Below are 18,546 nucleotides of genomic sequence, written 5' to 3' on the forward strand. Positions count from 1 at the left end.
ATGACCGCGGTCTGGGTGGTGGCGCTGCGCTGGACCTGGATCGCCTCCAGGGACTCGTTGGCCGGCTCGTCCTCGGGCCGGGTGCGCGGGGCGTCGTAATCGGTGGCCATGATGTGGTGCGTGCTCCTTTGAGCAGGAAAAGGGGTGCTGGCACCGATCACAACTGGGGTGGGACCTCCGCTATTCCAGGATGTCGGGTAGCGCAGAGCACCCCGCAGTACGATTGTTGACACATCAAGTTACTGAAGTGTATGAATTGGATTAAGTCCAGTTCAAGCTCCAGGAGGCACCCTGATGGCAAACGCACTGATCATGGCGACCACCGGTGCCGGAAGCCTCACGTCCGCAGTGGCCACCGTCGGACTATGGCTCTCCATCCGGGTCGAGCAGGTGCCCGATCCGGCCGCGATCGCTTTGCTGGTGGTCGGAGTGGTGTTGCTGGCCATCGGGTTCACGGCGCACTTCGAGCACCAATCACGCCTAGGGACAGCTCAGATGGAAACGCAGCTTCAAGTACGCCGACGTGAGTTACAGGCGCTGGGGATCATCCATGGGCAAGCACCACAAAGGTCCTGACGGAGCATGGCGGATGCACGCGGTCGACAAGATCTCGAGGATCCCCCGCCCCGCGTTGCTTTGCACAAGGCCCGGTTATCCGCGGCTCATAGTTGGCGTCGTCTAACGGGCTCTTACTGAAACTTTTGAGCGGCTCAGCCATCACCGGATGCGGAGCAGCACAGTGACTGGCCCTCGACTCGCCGATAGCGGGTCGAGGGCCAGTGTTCACTGGGGTGACCTGTTCTCACCCGCCAGGGGGAGGGCAAGCGTCCTTGTCAGCATGAACCTCGGAACCGATGACATTCCGCCCGAAGTTGGTGTCCTGGTCCCCGTCTTGGGCGAACCCCTGCGCGACACCACTGACTGTGGTCCTGCCGAAGGGGTGGAGGTTTTTGGCGCCCCCGGATGCGGAGCGGGCGGTGCAGCTGGAGTTGGGTCCAGGGTCTGCAGTTGCCGGTGTCACATTGAGCGATACCGCACCTAGTGTGAGCGTCGCTGCCAAGGTGGTGGTGCTAAGTTTTTTCGCCCACTTGTTCATGACTCTCCTGAGGTATGGGACAAGGTGAGCCCCAACCTAGAGCTGATAGCGGCCCATGAGAATGGGGGCGTCGAAGAAGACCGAGTTGTGACTGGCAGGCAGCCCGAGGTGGTCCGCCAATGGCGGATTACCTCGGGCTCTTCCGTTCGGTGGCCCCACGTTATGGAAGCCGTCCACAGTCGGCGGATACGGAAGTGCACCGGTCGCGGGGGAGGTGACCTGCCGGCTGTGGGCGGGTGGTCGGATGGGGTCCCCGTGTCCATCATGGGTGCGGGAAAAGCCGCGGAGCGGTTGGAGCTTTTGCCGTGCCCATGTGGGCACGGGGCCAGGAACTCAGCCACGGCTGTTCAGGTCGCGTTTCGCGCGCACCTGGTGTGCTTCGCGCCAGATAACGAGCAAGGACACCACCAAAAACAGGCCAGAGATCAACCCGATTTTCGAGCCCCGGGCCACCAGGGCGATGGAGAGGACCAGGAGTGTCCCGTAGCAGGAAGTGAGAACCCAGCGACTGGGCGTCACTGCTCCGACTCGGTGCCGCCACCGTTCTGAGTGGACGAGGCCTGCGTGTCCGGGGTGGGCTGAGTGGCCTTCCGCCGGCGCTGCACACGCTGCACCTTCCCGGGTGTCGAGAGGCCGATCTTGCGCAGCTCGTCCTCGGTCCAGCCGCCGTTGTTGACGGCGGCCTGGAACGCCTGGGCGTCGTTCTTCTCGGCCTCCTTGAGTGCCTCACGGGCCTCATCGAGGGCGCCGCGAGTAGCAATCGCCCGGCGGACGTAGTCCATCCGGTCGTTGAGCAGCCGCTGGGCGGCTTCCTCTGCCTGCTGGGGGTCAGTGAGCTTCGCCATGCCACCAGGTTAACGCACGCACACGTTCCGTTCCAGAGACCACGCCCGCACCGCTGGCGCTTCGCACCCATGGTGCCCCTACGGAGCAAAGCTATGTTTTATGTGCCATAAAACGGGTGCACCGCTGGCCCTGCCGGTTTTGCGGTGGCACACTGGTCGTGTGGGGCCCACGAAGTGGGGGCGCTGCGCTGGGCCAGCAAGGAGAGGAGGTGCTGTGGTGGAGCAGGAGAATCCGCGCCACGTGTGGAAGTCGAGGCGGAAGCGGATCGAGGGCAAGACCCAGTACGTCCGGGTGTCCATGTCGGAGTCGGAGCGTGCTCAGTTGATGGTGCTGGAGCAGCAGACTGGGCTCTCGCCCTCGGCGCTGATGGTCGAGGCGGTGTTTGGTTCGGCGGATCCGGTGGCGGTGCAGTTGCGGCGGAATCAGCTGGTCGAGTTGCTGGCGATGCGCCGGCTGATGGCGACGATCTCGAACAACGTGAACCAGATTGCTCGGCACGCCAACAGCACCGGTGAGGTGTTGCCGGAGGCGGTGGAGACGATGCGGGAGGCTCGGCGGTTCGGTGAGGAAGTGTTGGCGAAGCTCGAGGAGCTCGCGCCGTGATCCCGAACATCACCAAGGGTGACAAGCCGGTCGGGTTGATGAAGTACCTGGTGGGTCCGGGGAGGGCGAACGAGCACACCGACCCGCACCTGGTGGGCGGCTCCCCGCTGATCATGGCGTGGCACGACGATGTGCAGCTCAACGAGGAAGCCGCGGTGGGGATCGCCCGCGAGGTGGACCTGAACCGGCGGATGCTGGGGTTTGATGCAGACACCAAGCACATCTGGCACTGCTCGTTGTCGATCCCGTACCAGGACCGGGAGGTCACCGATCAGGAATGGTCGGACATCGCCGCCCGGTTCATGGACGAGATGGACTTCACCGAGGCCGGGTCAAAGGCTCCGTGCCCGTGGGTGGCGGTGCATCACGGGCGCTCGACCAAGGGCAACGACCACATCCACATCATGGCCTCCACGATCCGGGAGGACGGGACGAAGTGGGCCGATGGCAACGACTACGCGCGGGCGCAGAAGGTCGCCCGCGGCATCGAGAAAGACTTCAACCTCATCCAGCTCGGCAACCACTCCGAACGGTGGCTGCAGCAGGGCGAGATCAACCGGGACAGCACCCGGGAACCGACCCGGTTCACGCTGGAGCGCACCGTGCGCGCGTGCGCGGTGGCCGCCGAATCGGAGGCGCAGTTCGTCCGTTTGATGCGGCGGGCGAACCTGCTTGTCCACCCGAGGTTCGCCGCCGGCACCGACTCGGTGGTGACCGGGTACTCCGTGGCGGAGCGTCCGCCGAAGGGGATGCGGCCGCTGTGGTTCGGTGGCGGCAAGCTCGCCCAAGACCTCACCCTGCCCTCACTGCGGACCCGCTGGTCGGACACCCCGGTCTCGGCGCAGGAGTCGTCGGAGGAGTGGATGGCGGCCAAGCGGCACCGCCGCATCGTGCACCCCGACGCCCCCGGTGAGGCCCTGGACGAGGAGACCGCCCGGCGGTTGGCCGGGGAGCTGAAAGAGGTGCGCCGGCGGCTGGTCACCATCGCCCCGGACGATCACCAGTCGTGGGCGCATGCGGCCCGGGAAGCCTCCGGGGTGTTCGCGGCGTGGTCCCATGCGACCGAGGACGGCCAGGGGCCGCTGGGGCGTACTTCCCGGGTGCTCGCCCGGTCCGCGCATCGGTCCGGGGTGAAGATCACCACCCCAGTGGAGGCGCCGCTGCGCACCAGCGGTACGGCCGCGTTCCTGTTGGCGGCCACCCGGGCGCCGTCTCCCATGGCGCAGGCGCTGATCATGAATCAGATGCTGCGAATGACCCAGGCGTTCCACGAGATGCACCAGGCCAACAAGGACCTGCGCGAAACCCAGCTGCTCAACGACGCCTTCGAGCAGCACCTGGCCGCCGTCGCCGCGCCCTTGCCCGAGGTGGAGACCTCTGCGGCGGCGCGCTCGGCCTCCCACGCCGGCCCCGCCCGTGAGCGCGGGGTGCTGCGGGAGACCCAGGGACCCGCCGCCACGGTGCGCCCCTACGTGGACCACACCCGGGACGAGCACGGAATGGAGCTGTAGCGACATGAGCACACAACCCGATGGCGTAAACGACCTCCTCTCCCGGGACCTTCAAGCGGCGATGGCCGTGGCCGGGCGCTGGGGCGAGATGATGGCCCGGCAACGCGCCGAGCAACTCCGCCAACGCCTCATGGAACAGCAGCACCGCCGACGCGAGCTCGAGGAACGCTTCGAGGCCGAACGCGCCGTGATGCGCACCGAGCTGGCGCCGGTGGACCAGGACCGGTTCTGGGAGAACGCCAAGTCGGAAGACATCGCTGCCTACTACGGGTTGGCCCGGCAGTGGGAGCACCACGACCAAGTCGCCAAGGCCGCCCGAGGACGTATCGAGTCGGAGGTAAAGGACCGCCACGGACTGCCCGTGGAGGACTACCTGCACGACCACACCCCGCAACAACTGCGCAATGACTCCCTGGAGCAGGAGCTGGGCTCCCGTGAGTCCGTCGACGCGCGGCGAGACCACGCAGCGGCCGCCCGCAACGCCGCAGTGGCCGGGCAGGGGAACCTGCAGAATGACTCGGACGCCCGCCAGACGGCCGCCGAAGCCGAAGAGCTCTGGGACTCCGGAGACCGCCGAGCACGCCTCGCAGACAGCCTCATGGCAACCCTCGGCGGCACCGAAGAAGGTCGCGACGGGGTCCAAGCCCGAATGGCCGCCGAACGGGACCAGAGCACGCCACCCATCGATGCGGTGCGATCCAACAAGCGCGGCCCCAAAGCCCGCAAAACCACCGGTCGCGGTCCGGGCCGGGAGAGGGAAATGGGTCTGGGGTGAGACCTCCACAGGCCTGGTACACCGATTGTCCGGCAAAGAGGGATGATTCGCAGTAGCCGCATAGGTTCAGTGATCAACCGTTAGGCACGGAGGTTGATGGGGATGGACTGCGTCTTCTAGACCCTTGAGTAGGGCTACGGCGCGTGCTTTGACACGTGAAGTGTCAGAGCACGCGCCGTTGCCTTACTGGCTTATCACTTTCAAAAGACCCCAGACTGGGACCTACTGGCCGGGGAATTTACTCCAGCGCAACTGTGGCACTAGAACTTCTACTGCACTACCCGCCGGTGGTCTGACGCGGGGCTCCTGACAGATCTGTTTCCGTGGTGCTTCCGGGCTCGCGGGGTGGGCCATACCCCATGGAGGTGCCGTCGGTGATCTCGACTTCGTCCTCCCAGGGCACCCGGTAGCGTTCCGCGGCGAGGTCGGTCATGTAGGTGTATGGGCAGTCCTGGGCTCCGCCGCGCACGGCGACGTATCCGCGGTGCCCCAGTTGGTAAATATTGTTCTCCACACCCCAGCTCCGACGGGCTTGATCGGCGCGGGCGGGAACCACTTCACCGGTGACGATCCGATCCGGCGAGTTGTCGCCGTGCTCCAGAACTGTGCCGTCGATGTCGCAGATCATGGCTTCGCCAATGGACCAGATGCCGGTTGCGTCCCCTCCGGTCAGTGCCACCGAGGCGGTGTAGGCCACGTTCGTGAAGGCGTTAACCTGGTTCGTGATGCGCCACGCATGGCGTACGGGGTCGGTGTAGCCTGCCGTGCGCAGGATGACGTTGGCGCCCTTGTAGGCCGCTTCACGAGCCATCTCGGGCAGCATCCCGTCATGGCAAATGATCAGGGCCAACTTGGACCCGGCAGGCCCATCGCACACCGGAATGCCCAGATTTCCTGGTTCCCAGGGTTCCAACGGAACCATGGGGTGCATTTTTCGGTAGTACAAGACGATCTCGCCCGTGGCATCGACGATGATGCCGCTGTTGTACGGAGCGCCGTCAGGGTTGCGTTCCATCAGCGAGAAACACCCCCAAACGTTGCTGTCCGCGCAGGCAGCACGCAGGATTGCCACCTCGGGCCCGTCCAAGTCGCACAGCATTTCGTCTCGCGCCCACACCTTGGGGTTGAGTCCGTTCAAGCTGTACTCGGGGAACACCAGCAGGTCTAGTGTCGGCAAGCCAGCCTTGGCCCCCTTCACCATGCCGGCGATCTTATGGGCGGTGCTCTGCAGGTCCTTAGGATCATTGACGATGGGCACTTGCTGTTGAACCATGCCCAAGACCAAAGCGCCCTCTGAAGGGTTCAGTCCTCCTAATCCGGTCATTGACAGCACCTCTGGAAACACGAAGAAAATTCGAGCATGACGTCTCCTTACTTTTTCAGGGTCGGCTTGAACTTGTTCGGTGGCCACCATGGCGAATAGATCTTTAGCCCAGGCTCGGAATCAATCACGTATTACGCAGACGGGGTCGCCATGGAATGTTCTTTCAGTTGCGCTCCTAGCGTTTCTACAGCGTTGACCATGAGGTGAAGCCCATTTATTAGGTCTTCGTCTTTTGTCAGTTCGTGGTGGTTATGGGTGTATCCGGCCACGCTGGGGATGAAGAAGAACAGGCTGGGTACTGCTGCGTTCAGCACGAGGGCATCGTGGCCGGCGATGGTCTTCATCCGCCGGTGGGACAGTTGGCACCTGTCTGCCGCTTGCTCCAGGATCTGGGGTCCGTGCGGCCACATGCTGGTGGTCTCACGCAGTGATTCACCAGTGATTTCCACGCCGGCCCCTGTTTCACGACCGATCTCGGCGAGGACAGTTTCCAGCTCTGACCTCGCCGCGGTCAGGATCTCAGGGTCATCGGATCGCAGCTCGACCTTGGAGCGGACCTCGGAGGGGGTGCAGTTGGGGGAGTCGGGGGTGATGCGCAGGGATCCCACCGTGGTGTGGAGTCGCCCTGCGGGGTGGTCGAGGCCCATCCGGTGCACTGCGGTGACGAGCAGTGCAGATGCGTACAGGGCGTCCACGCGTTCTGCCATGGGTGTCGGCCCGGTATGTGTCTGACCCCCCTCAATGCGGATGTCCAGTTTCGCAGCCCCCCAGGCGCCTTCGACGATGCCGATGTCCACGCCTTCGCGTTCCAGTACCGCCCCTTGCTCCACGTGGACCTCCAGGTAGGCCGCGGGGAGGGGGACATCGTCGGTCCCCAACGCCTCGATCGCCGCCAGACTCTCCCCGAGCGTGGTGCCGTGGAAGTCTGTCGCCTCGAGGGCAGCTTCGACCGGGACGCGGCCGGTGAAGACGCTGCTGCCGAGCACGCTGGGTTGGAACCGCGCGCCTTCCTCGTTCGTCCAGTTCACCACGCCCAGGTTGAAGGGCAGCTCGCCGGAGCGAATCCGGTCTTCGAGCACATGTGCTGCCCATAGTGCGGTGACCACGCCGGTCTGACCATCGAAACGCCCGCCATCCGGCTGGGAGTCCAGATGTGAGCCCAGCAGGATCGTCTGCCGGTCATCAGGGGGAAGAACGAACCCGAACAGGTTCCCGACGGCGTCGCGCGCCACGGTGTATCCGCGGTCCTGAAAGGCAGAGACCAACAGGGCCCGGGCCGCACCGTCTTCGGGTGTTCCAGTGAGGCGATGAAGGCCACCGTTCTTCGCTCCGATCTCGGAGAAAGCGCCGAAGGTGTGGAGGAACCCGTCCCGATGGTTGGAGCTGATCATTAGATCAGCTCCAACCATTCCTCGAAGCGCGGATGCCTGGAGATCAGGAAAGTTCGGTAAAGCTTCCAGGTCCCGTACTTGTAGTAGTCGAACTCCTCATCACGGACCGCGTTGTTGATCAGACCCCACAGTCCCCATTTGGTGTCCGCGATCATCCGGCAGACCATGACACGAGCGAAGAAGCGTTCGTCGTCGTGGCCGCGGTAGCGCGCGACGAGTGCTCGGGCATCTTCCTCACTGACGAACATCTCGGCGAAGATCAGGGCCAGTTCGTAGGCCACGTCGTTGTTGGCCGCGTAGTCGAAGTCGATCAGCTTGACCGAGCCGTCATCACCGATGAGGAAGTTACCCGGCATCGGATCATTGTGCGCGGGAACGATATCCAGCCCGGAGGCCCGGAAACGCTCGGCCGCTCGACCGTAAGCGTGGATGACATCGTCGGCCCAGGAAGGCAGGGCGATCGCGGAGCCGCGGACCTGGTCCAGGTGCTCATCCACCATGTCGAACATCGTTTTCGTTTGGGGCAGCGGCGGCGTCTTGTGCCAGGCCCGATAGACGTCCATGACCCGCTCGAGAAGATCCATGTTCTGGAAGTCGAGGGTAGTGGCGGTCCGGAAGCCTTCCCCCATGAACTCTGAGTACTCGATCCCGGTCTGCTCGTCGAAGAACATCACCTGCGGGCTGATGCCGACCTCGGCGGCCTGACGGGCCGCGGCGTTGGCCACGGAACGGTCGATGAACGCCTCAGTGCCCGGGCCCGGGATCTTGGCGAAAATCTCGTGTCCGACACCAGTGATGGACAGCCGGAAGTTGTGGTTCGTCAGGCCTCCCGGGACGGGGTTGATGGACGGGGGATTGCCCTCCCACTCCGGGTTGCGGTTGCAGCTATCCAGCAGTGCGTCGAGGTTGGTTTGGGTAGTCATCAGGACAGTTCCTTCTCTAGTCCGGCCATGAGCTCATGGTCTGCGAGGGCTATCTCGGCGAGGGTCATACGCCAAAGCCCGTACTTGATGGAGTCGAGGTTCTCGTCCGGGTCGGTGGCCGCCCGCAGGGAGGCGAGCAGGGCCCACCGCAGGTGCTCGATGAGAGAGATGAGCTGGATCACGGCGATGTCCTTCGCCGTGGATTCCGGGAGGACCTCGCGGATCAAGGCCTCCGAGCTGAGCACTGTGGGGCAGGCTTCCGAGACCAGGAGGGCCGTGTCATGAACCTGGGACAGCTGTGCGGCGGAGCCCCAGCCGACGATCTTGACCCGACCGTCCCGGTGGACCATGAGGTTGGACGAGGTGGCCTCGCCTTGGGAGGGCTGGAATTCCACGCTGGAGCGGTAGTCGAGCAATGCCTCTTTGAAGCGCAGCACCTGCTCGAGCGAGGAGGTGACTCGTGGGTCCAGGGAAATGCCTCGATCCCGGCACTCTTCTTCGAGCTGAGTCAGTTCCACGATGGGACTGCGAGGGGTGAGGTTCAGATCCAGTGCAGCGAAGGCACGGCGCGTGCTGAGGAGGTTCGAGCGGAAGTCCGGGTCGGCGTAGTAGTCCAGGCGGACAACGCGCCAGTCATCGGTGAGCTCCTCCACCACGAGGATGCCGATCTCCTGGTCGTGGGCGTGGACCACAGGGCCCACACCATTCTCGCCGGCGGCCACCGCGGCCTGGATCATGCTGTGGCGGTTGCGCCAAGACCAGGCGTGGCGGCTCATCACCTTGGCGATGACGCGGCCGAGTGTCTTGCTCTCCCCACGGATGAGGATGTTGTCAGAAGCCCACCAGCTCGGGGAGGGCAACTGGGGGATGGGGGCGGACCATTGAATATCGTCGAGGTCATGCAACCGCGTGAACTCGGCGAGTCGTTCTTGAATGGGCATGGTGTCTCCTCGGGTGGTTAGGTTCGGATCCGGAGTCGTTGCTCTGCGGTGGAGTAGTCAGCGGGGGCAACGTCGTGGACGCGCGACATCCCTTGGGCCGCCAAGGCCGTTCCGATGATCACCATGACCAGCGGCAGACTCAGCGGTATCACCCCGTAGGGTCCGAGGAACTCACTCAGCGCTCCAAAGAGCAGAGCAGACGTGCTGGCGCCGACGATCGCGACCGCCACGGAACGCCACTGCGCCTCCAAGGCAATGCCGCCCAAGGCCACGGCCACTACCGCACCGTTGTAGCCCCACAGGCCCAGGTAGATCTCGTATCCGTCTGCGCCCATGACTATGGCGGTCAGTGCTCCCGTGAGTGAGCCCGCCACCGCGAGCCCCGCGGCGATGGGCGAGCACAGTGCGATGGCGATGATCACCAGCACTCCCACCAGGACGCTGTCCAGCAGGAGCACCTCGCTGAGTCCCCGCAGGGTCGCATTCAACAGCCCTTCACCGACAGAAACGTCCCCACCAGCGGCGGCGCTGCGCAGGACCGGGTCGGCCGGAACTGCGAGGCGCTCGACCGGAACGATGAGCGCGGGGTCGGCGCGGCCGTAGGCGACCGAGGGTGCCAGCAACAGCAGCAAAATCCCCAGGACGCCGAAGGTGACCGACAGGGCCGGCACACCCAGCTTCTCGACAAAAATAATGATGGTGGTGTGCATGATGGGGGTGCTCAGCGCGGCTGCCAGCAGGGTGAAGACCGCGACCCACAGATTCCAGTCTCCGGCCAGGAAAACCGCCCCCAGAATGCCGATCAGTGCACCGTTGAATCCGTAGAGCCCGGCCCGCCAGACATCCCGGGGCATCCCCAGCAAGACCGCTGTCAGGGTGCCCACCAGCGACCCACCCAAAAACAACAACGCACCCCACGGAGAGGCGGTGGCCACCGCCACGACCAGCAACAGACCGGAGAGCGGATTGTTCATCAGGAAAATCTGCCCCACGCCCCGCAGTGTGCCGTCCAGGACGGAGAGGGCCTGGGCCTGTTTCGGGAGGTTCTGCGACAGTGAGAAGGTACCCGTGTAGCGGTCAAACCACGCATTTCTAATGGAGTTGCGCTGATACATGTGGCTCCCCATGAAGGTTGAGGCCGGCGTCGTCGACGCTTCGTCCGGCTGTGTGGGTGAGGGTGGTGAGGGTGGCGTTGAACAGGTCATGCGAGAGCTCCACGGGTACGCCGGCCTCATCTCGGGATACCCGTTCGATGTCGAACAGCGGGGTCCCGATGGTGATCTTCAGCAGCTGGGCCACACTCGCGCTGGCTCGAGAGATATTGATGTCTTCATCCACTGACGCCAGGGTCACGTCGTAGTCCCGCTCGAACATTTCGTACAAGGAGTTCAACGATCGATCCAGCAGTCCCGGAAACCGTGCGGCGGGCAACGTCATCTGCTCCAGGGACAGCGGCTCCGAGTTGGCCAGGCGCAGACGAAGGATCACCAGGACACGTGAGCCGGCAGTCAGCCCCAGTTTCGTGGCCTCAAGATTGTTGGCCCCGCGTTCCTCGGTCTTGAGCACACGGGTGGCGGACTCGATGCCCTGCCCGCTCAACAATGCCGGGACACCTTGGATCCGGTGCAATTGGCGCTGCACCTTGAACGGCGCATGCGGATTGAGGCCCTCGAGCTGCATCACCGGATGCTCCTGCCGGATCATGATGCCCCCGTTGCGGCCCACCCGGCGCTCCACGATTCCCTCGTCCTGCAGCCGCTCCAGAGCCTTGCGCAAGGTCCCGCGGGCCACACCCAGCTGAGACGCCAAATCACGCTCAGACGGAAGCCGTGATTCACCGCGATCACGTAGTTCGGCCATCAGCATCAACAAGCGATCGACGATGACGTCCACCTTATTTGGTTCATCGACTTGGACCATTTCATTCCCCTTTGGCGGGTTTCGCGCAGCTGAAGCCCACTATATGATCCAGAGCACACCAGTTGTCTAGGTCTTTTTTTACCCCCACTCACCGCACGAGGAGTCGACATGACCGCAGCACTACCGCGCTCATTGGCCGAAATGCGCGACAAGAATCCTTCTGACATGGAGGTTTATCGGTCCGTCATCCCCGCTTCGGTGGCTGTCGCGCGGGAGGCCATGCGCGATCTCCGCGCTATGACCTGTGTAGTGGATGATGCGGATACGGCCGGAAGTCCAACTAAGTCGGACGCCCCAGAAATGGTTCATTTACATAGACCATTAGAAGGTGTTCCGCTGGTGGTGAAGGACAGTTTCCACGTCGCGGGCTTACCGCGGTGGCATGGCAGCGCCATTCATCCGGGTCATCTATCGGATGCGGACTCGGCGCCGGTTGCCCGCTTGCGTGAAGCAGGAGCGGTCATCGTGGGGAAGACGGCGATGTCTGAGTTGGGGTTGCTGGCTTCGGGCAACAACTCCCAGTTCGGGGACACTTTGAACCCGTGGAACCCCGACATGTCACCGGGGGGCTCTAGTTCTGGCACCGCGGCGGCGATCGCTTACGGGGTGACTCCGGTGGGTCTGGGCACGGACATTGCGGGCAGTGTGCGTTTGCCGGCTGCCCAATGCGGCATTGTCGGGTTCAAGCCCACGCAGGGCGCCATCCCGTACGCCCCGGCGAGTAATTGGCGTTCGGCCGGTCCCATGGCCACGACTGTCGCCGATGTCCGAGAGATTTTCGGTGTGGTCTCCCGCACCGACGTTTCTGATCAGTGGTCCTTTGCCTGCGATCTGGGGAAGCCGGCGGTCCGTGACGCATCGGTTGAACTGGGAGGACTGCAGGTCGGCGTCATGGAGTGGCCTGGGTACGGGCCGCAAATGGATGCCGAGACCCGTGAGCTCTTCGAGCGGTTTCTGGGCCTGCTTGCCCACGCTGGCGCGCGTTTGTCCGAACACGGTCCTGGCCTCAGTGAGGCGGATTTCATGGAACTGGACCTGTGCCTCAAGACCCGGTGTGAAGCCGAGGTACGTGCAGCCCCCGCTGACCGCCAGTCAAAGCTATTGCCGGTCGTGGCCCAATGGGTAGCATCCGCACCGACCCGTAGCGCTGCCGACTACTACGACAGTCTGGAGCGCCTATCAGCTCGGGCGGCGCATCTGTTAGCTGCCAGCTCCCCCTTTGATCTCCTGGTGTCCCCTGTGATGGGTATCCATCAGTTCCCGGCTGATCAGTTCGGCCCCGATACCACCATGCCGCTGCTGTACCACACCAACTACACGGCTTGGTTCAACCAAACGGGCCAGCCGGCGCTGAGCCTGTGCATGGGGTTCTCCGCCGGCGGGATGCCGATCGGTGTGCAACTGATCGGACGACGCCGTCAGGACGAATGGCTGCTGGACATCGGGCAGCGCGTAGAAGAACTTCTCTCGCTCACACCCCAGTGGCCCAAGACCAGCCAGGACGCACACACTCCCTTGAGAGGCTCAGAATGACCATCGATACACGCTTTCAAAACGCCCTCGACATCCTCGAGGCAGGTGCCGGGATGGCGCGATCCTGGTTCGACGACGCTCATTTCCGCGTCGAACGCAAAGACGACGGAACGCCTGTCACGGAAGCCGATCGTAGCGTCGAGCGGCACCTGCGCGATGAACTTTCCAAACACTTTCCCGAAGATGGCCTGCTAGGCGAGGAATTCGCAGAGGTCGAGGGGACCTCCGGCGGACGCTGGATCATGGACCCGATCGACGGCACCAAATCCTTCATCCACGGGGTGCCCTTGTACTCCACCCTCCTGGCCTATGAGTCAGCGCAAGGACTCGAATTTGGGGCCATTGCCCTGCCCAGCCTGGGCCGCCTGGTCTACGCCCAGTCCGGCCGCGGATGCTTCGATGGACAAGGCCGGCAACTAACCACCTCAGACCGCCGGGAAGTGCAAGACGCCTACGTCATGTCCACCTGGCTCGAGGACTGGCCACTGGAACTCATCAACCGTCTCCAGAATCAAGACGGCGTCATCCGCACCTGGGGAGACGGATTCGGCTACGCCCTCGTGGCCGCCGGACAAGCCGACGCCATGCTCGACTTCACAGTCTCCCCCTTCGACGTAGCACCCATGCCGGTCATCATGCGCGAAGCCGGCGGAGTCTTCACCGACTTCGACGGTGTCGAGTCAATCCACTCCGGCGTCGGAGTGGCCGCAGCAACACCCGAGCTACGCGACGCCGTCCTGCGGGAGATTGCACAAACCACCAGCTCGCCAACCTCCACGCTCATGGAATAGGCGCCAGCACTTTCGGTACGGGCAGTCCTCACCGCTGCCCCCACGAGGAAGCTATTGCGGCCCACATCGACGCGCCGCCATCTCCCAGCGCTGACGAGGGGAGGTACGTCATCGCTCAGGTCCTCCGCCCGTTCTCTCGTGACGGAATCCACGAAGGAGAAGTTTCCTTTCGAGACCGACCAAACCGAAGCGCACTCACCCCGACCACACCTTTCCCTGTCCCCGCACCCAAGGATCCAACCGATGACGACAACACCGAAGCACACCCGCAACAACCGAATGCTCACCGTCGAGCAGCTACGGCAAAAAATCACCGACGGACAGATCGACACCGTAGTCCTGGCATTCACCGACATGCAGGGCCGGCTCCAGGGCAAGCTGTGCCACGGCCAATTCTTCCTGGACTCGGTGCTCGACGAAGGCGCCGAGGGGTGCAACTACCTACTGGCCGTGGACACCGAGATGAACACCCCCACCGGCTACGCCATCACCAGCTGGGACTCCGGCTACGGGGACATGAGCTTCGCCATGGACCTGGACACGATCCGGCTGATGCCGCACAACCCCGGCCAGGTCCTCATCCAGTGCGACCTCACCGGCCACGACGGCCAACCCATCCCCATGTCCCCGCGATCCATGCTGCGCCGCCAGCTCGACCGCGCCCGGGACCTGGGCTTCACCATGCTCACCGGCACCGAGCTGGAGTTCTGCGTCTACAACACCAGCTACGAGGACGCCTGGACGTCCAACTACCAAATTCTGGACCCGGCCAACCAGTACAACGTCGACTACAACCTCCTGGGCTCCCAGCGGGTCGAGCCGCTGCTGCGGGAGATCCGCAACGCCATGTACACCGCGGGCATGACGGTGGAATCCGCCAAGGGCGAGTGCAACTTCGGCCAGCACGAGATCGCGTTCCGCTACGACGACGGGATGGTCACCGCGGACAACCACGTGGTCTACAAGCTGGCCTCGAAGCAGATCGCCCACCAGCAGGGAAAGTCCATCACCTTCATGGCCAAGCCCAACCAGCGCGAGGGCAGCTCCTGCCACATCCACATGTCCCTGCGCGGGCCCGACGGTGAGCTGGTCTTCTGGGACCAGGAACGCGGGACCCGCAGCGCCATCTACGAGCACTTCATCGCCGGGGTGCTCAAGGGAATGCGGGAGCTATCCATCTTCTACGCCCCGAACATCAACTCGTACAAGCGCTTCGTCGAGGGCAGCTTCGCCCCCACCTCGGTGGCCTGGGGCGTGGACAACCGGTCCTGCGCCGTGCGTCTCGTGGGCAGCGGGCAGTCCGCCCGGATGGAGAACCGGCTCCCCGGCGGGGACGTGAACCCGTACCTGGCGCTGGCCGCGATGCTCGCCTCCGGGCTGCACGGCATCGAGCAGGAGCTCGAGCTGGAGCCGATGACCGAGGGCAACGCCTACGAGTCCGACGCCCCCGTGGTGCCCTCGACCATGCGCGAGGCCCGGGACCTGCTGGCCGGCTCGGAGCTCGCGCGGGAGCTGTTCGGCGAGGACGTCGTGGAGCACTACGTGCACTACGCCGACGTGGAGCTGGCGGCCTTCGAGGCCGCCGTCACCGACTGGGAGCTGCGCCGTGGCTTCGAGCGCCTCTGAGCCGGGCGGGCCCGGGTACCGGCCGCGGATCGGGCTGACCACCTACTACCAGGAGGGCTCCTGGGGGGTCTGGAACTCCGTGGCGGCGATCGTCCCGGGCGCCTACGTCGAGGCGGTCGCCGCCGCGGGAGGCACCCCTGTGCTGCTGCCCCCGGTCGGGACCGATCCCAGCGTGCTGAAACTGCTCGATGGGCTCATCGTCATCGGCGGCACCGACGTCGACCCCGACTTCTACGGGGCCGACCGGCACGAGGAGACCTACTCCCAGCCCTCCCGCGACGAGCACGACCTCGCCCTCACCCGGGCGGCCCTAGACCAGGGCCTGCCGTTGTTCGCCATCTGCCGTGGCGCCCAGATCCTCAATGTCGCCCTGGGCGGCACGCTCATCCAGCACCTGCCGGACGTCAACACCGAAGCCGACCAGCACCGGCCCGGGCCCGGACTGTACGGGAAGGTCCAGTTCACCACCACACCCGGCAGCCGGTGCCATGAGCTGCTGGGGGAGACGGCCTGGTCCCCGTGCTACCACCACCAGGCCCTGGACCAGGTCGCCGAAGGCCTGCAGATCACCGCCCGGGCTCCCGACGGCACCATCGAAGCTGTGGAGACCACCAGCGGGCCCTGGGTCCTGGGCGTGCAGTTCCACCCCGAAGAGAACCGCAAGGATCCACGCCTGTTCGAAGGGTTCATCGAGGTCGCCCGCCGATTCGCCGACGACCGAGACGCTGGCCCCCGCATCGGCCACGACCGAAAGGACACGTTCATCTCGTGACCACCACTCAGATCATCAACCCCACCACCGAAGAAATCATCGACACCGTCACACTGGTTTCCCTGGAAGAAACCGACGCCGCCATCGCCGGCGCTCAGCAAGCCTTCGAAACCTGGCGTACCGTCGCCCCGGCCGACCGTGCCCGTCTGCTGCGCCGCTTCGCCGACGCGGTCGAAGCCGATCTAGAAAACCTCGCAGCCCTGGAAGTGCGCAACGCCGGGCACACCATCGGCAACGCCCGATGGGAGGCCGGCAACGTCCGGGACGTGCTCACCTACTACGCCGGAGCCCCGGAGCGACTGTCAGGACGCCAGATCCCGGTCCCCGGCGGAGTCAACATCACCTTCCATGAGCCACTGGGGGTGATTGGCGTCATCGTCCCCTGGAATTTCCCGATGCCCATCGCCGCCTGGGGTTTTGCCCCTGCCCTCGCGGCAGGTAACACGGTGGTGCTCAAGCCGGCGGAAATCACCCCGTTGACCGCCATCCGCCTGGCCGAGCTGGCCCTGCAAGCCGGGCTGCCCGAAGGCGTGCTCACCGTGCTACCTGGCAAGGGCTCGGTGGTGGGGGAGCGCTTCGTGACCCACCCCGCCGTCCGCAAGATCGTGTTCACCGGCTCCACCGCCGTGGGCAAGCGGATCATGGCCGGCTGCGCAGACCAGATCAAGCGCCTCACCCTGGAACTGGGGGGCAAAAACTCCAACATCGTCTTCGCCGACGCCGACCTCGAACAAGCCGCCGCCACCACTCCGGCCGGTGCCTTCGACAACGCCGGCCAGGACTGCTGCGCCCGGTCGCGGGTGCTCGTCCAGCGCTCCGTGCTGGAGAAGTTCCTGGAGCTGCTCGAGCCCGCCGTGCGGGACTTCGCCTGCGGGGACCCGTGGGACGAGGGCACGCAGATGGGGCCCCTGGTCTCCGCCGCGCACCGGGACTCCGTGGCCGGCTTCCTCGACGACGACGCCCCGGTTGCCTTCCGCGGCACCGCCCCCGAGGGCCCCGGCTGGTGGTTCCCGCCGACGGTGCTCACCCCGTCCCCGGACTCCCGGGTGTTCCGAGAGGAGATCTTCGGCCCCGTGCTCGCGGTGGTTCCCTTCGAGGACGAGGCCGAGGCCGTGCGGATCGCCAACGACACCGAGTACGGGCTCTCCGGGTCGATCTGGACCCGGGACGTCGGCCGCGCGCTACGGGTCTCCCGCGCCGTCGAGGCCGGGAACCTCTCCGTCAACTCGCACGCCTCGGTGCGCTACTGGACACCCTTCGGCGGCTTCAAGCAGTCCGGCTTCGGCCGGGAGCTCGGCCCCGACGCCACCCAGGCGTTCACCGAGACCAAGAACGTCTTCCTCTCCACTGACTGACCACACCCTCACTCGCATGCCCCCTGGCATGCGACCCACACCAGACCTAAGGAGATCCCATGGACGTCAACGCCCGCCGCCTGGTCGGCCGCAGCGCCGTCATCACCGGAGGAGCCAGCGGCATCGGCCTGGCCACCGCCCGGCGCCTGGCCGCCGAAGGAGCCTGCGTCGTCATCGCAGACATCGACCCAAAAACCGGCCAGGAAGCCGCCTCCGAGGTCGACGGTCTGTTCGTTAAGGTCGACGTCACCAACCCCGACGACGTCAAAAACCTCTACGCCGAAACCCATAAAGCCTTTGGCAGCGTCGACATCACCTTCAACAACGCTGGCATCAACCCCACCGACGACGGCTCAATCCTCGACACCGGCATCGACGCCTGGCGCAAGGTGCAGGACGTGAACCTCACCTCCGTCTACTACTGCTGCAAGTACGCCCTGCCCTACATGCAGGATCAAGGCAAAGGCTCGATCATCAACACCGCGTCCTTCGTCGCCATCATGGGGGCGGCGACCTCCCAGATCTCTTACAGCGCGTCGAAGGGCGGGGTGCTGTCGATGAGCCGGGAGCTGGGCGTGCAGTTCGCCCGGGAGGGGATCCGGGTCAACGCGCTGTGCCCCGGGCCGGTCAACACCCCCCTGCTCCAGGACCTGTTCGCCGCGGACCCGGAGCAGGCCCAGCGCCGGCTCGTGCACGTGCCCGCCGGGCGGTTCGCGGAACCGGAAGAGATCGCCGCGGCAGTGGCCTTTCTCGCCAGCGACGATTCATCCTTCATGACAGCCTCCACCTTCCTGGTAGATGGGGGAATCTCCGGCGCCTACGTCACGCCCAACTAAAACTGGTTCTCTGCCGTCCGTCTCGAGGCGGACGGCAGAGAACATCCCCCGCTCCTCGCATCACTACAGATTTGACCAGGAGCCGGAACCAACCATCCACTAACACCTCCGCCGCAGGGCAACCACATCCAGCACAGAGACGATGGCCCACCCGGGGACACTTACGACAGCTACGGTCAACGACGCCACCCGCCACAACTCCCATGGCTAAACCGGTGGGACTGTCCGATAAACGGTGTGTGGGGCCCGGCGGTTTTCATCAGTGAGTGGTTCTCTCGAACCGTCCGGCGAAGGTGATCGCGA

The 18,546-nt window shown here is 64.8% G+C and carries 18 protein-coding genes; 10 read left to right on the plus strand and 8 right to left on the minus strand.

Annotation, left to right across the window (positions count from 1 at the left end; genetic code table 11):
- The coding region (locus H488_RS0118865; RefSeq protein ID WP_017834361.1) for a DUF4193 family protein at nucleotides 1-110 on the minus strand (110 nt) is incomplete at its 3' end.
- 184 nt (nucleotides 111-294) lie between these two features.
- On the opposite strand from H488_RS0118865, the gene H488_RS32265 reads away from it, so the two are divergent.
- Entirely contained in the window at nucleotides 295-576 is a 282-nt protein-coding gene (locus H488_RS32265) for a hypothetical protein (protein WP_017834362.1), read from the plus strand.
- A 1,035-nt stretch (nucleotides 577-1,611) separates the two neighbouring features.
- On the opposite strand, the gene H488_RS32270 is transcribed toward H488_RS32265, so the two are convergent.
- Nucleotides 1,612-1,941 (minus strand): hypothetical protein, encoded by a 330-nt coding sequence (locus H488_RS32270; RefSeq protein WP_017834364.1) that lies wholly within the window; start codon nucleotides 1,939-1,941, stop codon nucleotides 1,612-1,614.
- A 214-nt stretch (nucleotides 1,942-2,155) separates the two neighbouring features.
- On the opposite strand from H488_RS32270, the gene H488_RS32275 reads away from it, so the two are divergent.
- Genes H488_RS32275 through H488_RS32285 form a run of 3 tightly spaced genes read left to right on the plus strand, consistent with a single transcriptional unit; the run spans nucleotide 2,156 to nucleotide 4,831 of the window.
- The gene (locus tag H488_RS32275) at nucleotides 2,156-2,545 is read left to right on the plus strand and encodes a MobC family plasmid mobilization relaxosome protein (RefSeq protein ID WP_017834365.1); all 390 of its coding nucleotides are present in this window, start codon (nucleotides 2,156-2,158) and stop codon (nucleotides 2,543-2,545) included.
- Complete coding sequence (locus tag H488_RS32280) at nucleotides 2,542-4,056, plus strand: relaxase/mobilization nuclease domain-containing protein (protein ID WP_017834366.1); 1,515 nt, start codon at nucleotides 2,542-2,544, stop codon at nucleotides 4,054-4,056. The genes H488_RS32275 and H488_RS32280 overlap by 4 nt, the downstream gene beginning before the upstream one ends.
- Nucleotides 4,057-4,060: 4 nt before the next feature.
- Complete coding sequence (locus H488_RS32285; RefSeq protein ID WP_017834367.1) at nucleotides 4,061-4,831, plus strand: hypothetical protein; 771 nt, start codon at nucleotides 4,061-4,063, stop codon at nucleotides 4,829-4,831.
- Between the two features lie 277 nt (nucleotides 4,832-5,108).
- Here the strand turns inward: H488_RS32285 and H488_RS32290 are convergent, their stop codons facing one another.
- From H488_RS32290 to H488_RS32315, 6 genes are read right to left on the minus strand one after another with little or no spacing between them, the layout of a single operon-like run.
- On the minus strand, nucleotides 5,109-6,245 hold the full coding sequence (locus tag H488_RS32290) for a formamidase (protein ID WP_202804026.1): 1,137 nt from the start codon (nucleotides 6,243-6,245) through the stop codon (nucleotides 5,109-5,111).
- Between the two features lie 41 nt (nucleotides 6,246-6,286).
- Nucleotides 6,287-7,546 (minus strand): Zn-dependent hydrolase, encoded by a 1,260-nt coding sequence (locus H488_RS32295; protein WP_017834369.1) that lies wholly within the window; start codon nucleotides 7,544-7,546, stop codon nucleotides 6,287-6,289.
- Nucleotides 7,546-8,469: a choline kinase family protein gene (locus H488_RS32300; RefSeq protein ID WP_017834370.1), complete on the minus strand. Its 924-nt coding sequence runs from the start codon at nucleotides 8,467-8,469 to the stop codon at nucleotides 7,546-7,548. The genes H488_RS32295 and H488_RS32300 overlap by 1 nt, the downstream gene beginning before the upstream one ends.
- Nucleotides 8,469-9,410 carry a hypothetical protein gene (locus H488_RS32305; protein ID WP_017834371.1) on the minus strand — a complete coding sequence of 314 codons (942 nt, stop codon included), beginning with the start codon at nucleotides 9,408-9,410 and terminating at the stop codon, nucleotides 8,469-8,471. Before H488_RS32305 ends, H488_RS32300 begins: the two co-directional genes overlap by 1 nt.
- Before the next feature lie 17 nt (nucleotides 9,411-9,427).
- The gene (locus tag H488_RS32310) at nucleotides 9,428-10,525 is read right to left on the minus strand and encodes an urea transporter (RefSeq protein ID WP_017834372.1); all 1,098 of its coding nucleotides are present in this window, start codon (nucleotides 10,523-10,525) and stop codon (nucleotides 9,428-9,430) included.
- Nucleotides 10,503-11,303 (minus strand): GntR family transcriptional regulator, encoded by an 801-nt coding sequence (locus H488_RS32315; RefSeq protein ID WP_017834373.1) that lies wholly within the window; start codon nucleotides 11,301-11,303, stop codon nucleotides 10,503-10,505. The genes H488_RS32310 and H488_RS32315 overlap by 23 nt, the downstream gene beginning before the upstream one ends.
- A gap of 135 nt (nucleotides 11,304-11,438) precedes the next feature.
- Here H488_RS32315 and H488_RS0118875 point away from each other — a divergent pair, with 135 nt between their 5' ends.
- The 6 genes from H488_RS0118875 to H488_RS32340 all read left to right on the plus strand — a co-directional run bounded on the left by H488_RS0118875 (nucleotide 11,439) and on the right by H488_RS32340 (nucleotide 18,243).
- Nucleotides 11,439-12,863: an amidase gene (locus tag H488_RS0118875; RefSeq protein ID WP_081615833.1), complete on the plus strand. Its 1,425-nt coding sequence runs from the start codon at nucleotides 11,439-11,441 to the stop codon at nucleotides 12,861-12,863.
- Nucleotides 12,860-13,654 carry an inositol monophosphatase family protein gene (locus H488_RS32320; RefSeq protein ID WP_017834375.1) on the plus strand — a complete coding sequence of 265 codons (795 nt, stop codon included), beginning with the start codon at nucleotides 12,860-12,862 and terminating at the stop codon, nucleotides 13,652-13,654. The genes H488_RS0118875 and H488_RS32320 overlap by 4 nt, the downstream gene beginning before the upstream one ends.
- A 243-nt stretch (nucleotides 13,655-13,897) precedes the next feature.
- Nucleotides 13,898-15,280 carry a glutamine synthetase family protein gene (locus tag H488_RS32325; protein ID WP_031283487.1) on the plus strand — a complete coding sequence of 461 codons (1,383 nt, stop codon included), beginning with the start codon at nucleotides 13,898-13,900 and terminating at the stop codon, nucleotides 15,278-15,280.
- Nucleotides 15,261-16,052, plus strand: coding sequence for a gamma-glutamyl-gamma-aminobutyrate hydrolase family protein (locus H488_RS32330; RefSeq protein ID WP_017834377.1), 792 nt, complete (start codon nucleotides 15,261-15,263; stop codon nucleotides 16,050-16,052). The genes H488_RS32325 and H488_RS32330 overlap by 20 nt, the downstream gene beginning before the upstream one ends.
- Nucleotides 16,049-17,407 (plus strand): aldehyde dehydrogenase family protein, encoded by a 1,359-nt coding sequence (locus H488_RS32335; RefSeq protein WP_017834378.1) that lies wholly within the window; start codon nucleotides 16,049-16,051, stop codon nucleotides 17,405-17,407. The genes H488_RS32330 and H488_RS32335 overlap by 4 nt, the downstream gene beginning before the upstream one ends.
- Nucleotides 17,408-17,466: 59 nt before the next feature.
- Entirely contained in the window at nucleotides 17,467-18,243 is a 777-nt protein-coding gene (locus H488_RS32340; protein ID WP_017834379.1) for a 3-oxoacyl-ACP reductase, read from the plus strand.
- Nucleotides 18,244-18,546 lie beyond the last annotated feature (303 nt).

The organism is Kocuria sp. UCD-OTCP (genome assembly GCF_000349605.1).
Lineage (GTDB): Bacteria > Actinomycetota > Actinomycetes > Actinomycetales > Micrococcaceae > Kocuria > Kocuria rosea.

Excerpts from the sequence above, each read along its gene's own strand:
- H488_RS32265 (WP_017834362.1), top strand. The coding sequence starts at position 295 with ATGGCAAACGCACTGATCATGGCGACCACCGGTGCCGGAAGCCTCACG.
- H488_RS32305 (WP_017834371.1), bottom strand. The coding sequence starts at position 9,410 with ATGCCCATTCAAGAACGACTCGCCGAGTTCACGCGGTTGCATGACCTC.
- H488_RS32300 (WP_017834370.1), bottom strand. The coding sequence starts at position 8,469 with ATGACTACCCAAACCAACCTCGACGCACTGCTGGATAGCTGCAACCGC.
- H488_RS32285 (WP_017834367.1), top strand. The coding sequence starts at position 4,061 with ATGAGCACACAACCCGATGGCGTAAACGACCTCCTCTCCCGGGACCTT.
- H488_RS0118875 (WP_081615833.1), top strand. The coding sequence starts at position 11,439 with ATGACCGCAGCACTACCGCGCTCATTGGCCGAAATGCGCGACAAGAAT.
- H488_RS32320 (WP_017834375.1), top strand. The coding sequence starts at position 12,860 with ATGACCATCGATACACGCTTTCAAAACGCCCTCGACATCCTCGAGGCA.
- H488_RS32290 (WP_202804026.1), bottom strand. The coding sequence starts at position 6,245 with ATGGTGGCCACCGAACAAGTTCAAGCCGACCCTGAAAAAGTAAGGAGA.
- H488_RS32295 (WP_017834369.1), bottom strand. The coding sequence starts at position 7,546 with ATGATCAGCTCCAACCATCGGGACGGGTTCCTCCACACCTTCGGCGCT.
- H488_RS32270 (WP_017834364.1), bottom strand. The coding sequence starts at position 1,941 with ATGGCGAAGCTCACTGACCCCCAGCAGGCAGAGGAAGCCGCCCAGCGG.
- H488_RS32310 (WP_017834372.1), bottom strand. The coding sequence starts at position 10,525 with ATGTATCAGCGCAACTCCATTAGAAATGCGTGGTTTGACCGCTACACG.
- H488_RS32325 (WP_031283487.1), top strand. The coding sequence starts at position 13,898 with ATGACGACAACACCGAAGCACACCCGCAACAACCGAATGCTCACCGTC.
- H488_RS32340 (WP_017834379.1), top strand. The coding sequence starts at position 17,467 with ATGGACGTCAACGCCCGCCGCCTGGTCGGCCGCAGCGCCGTCATCACC.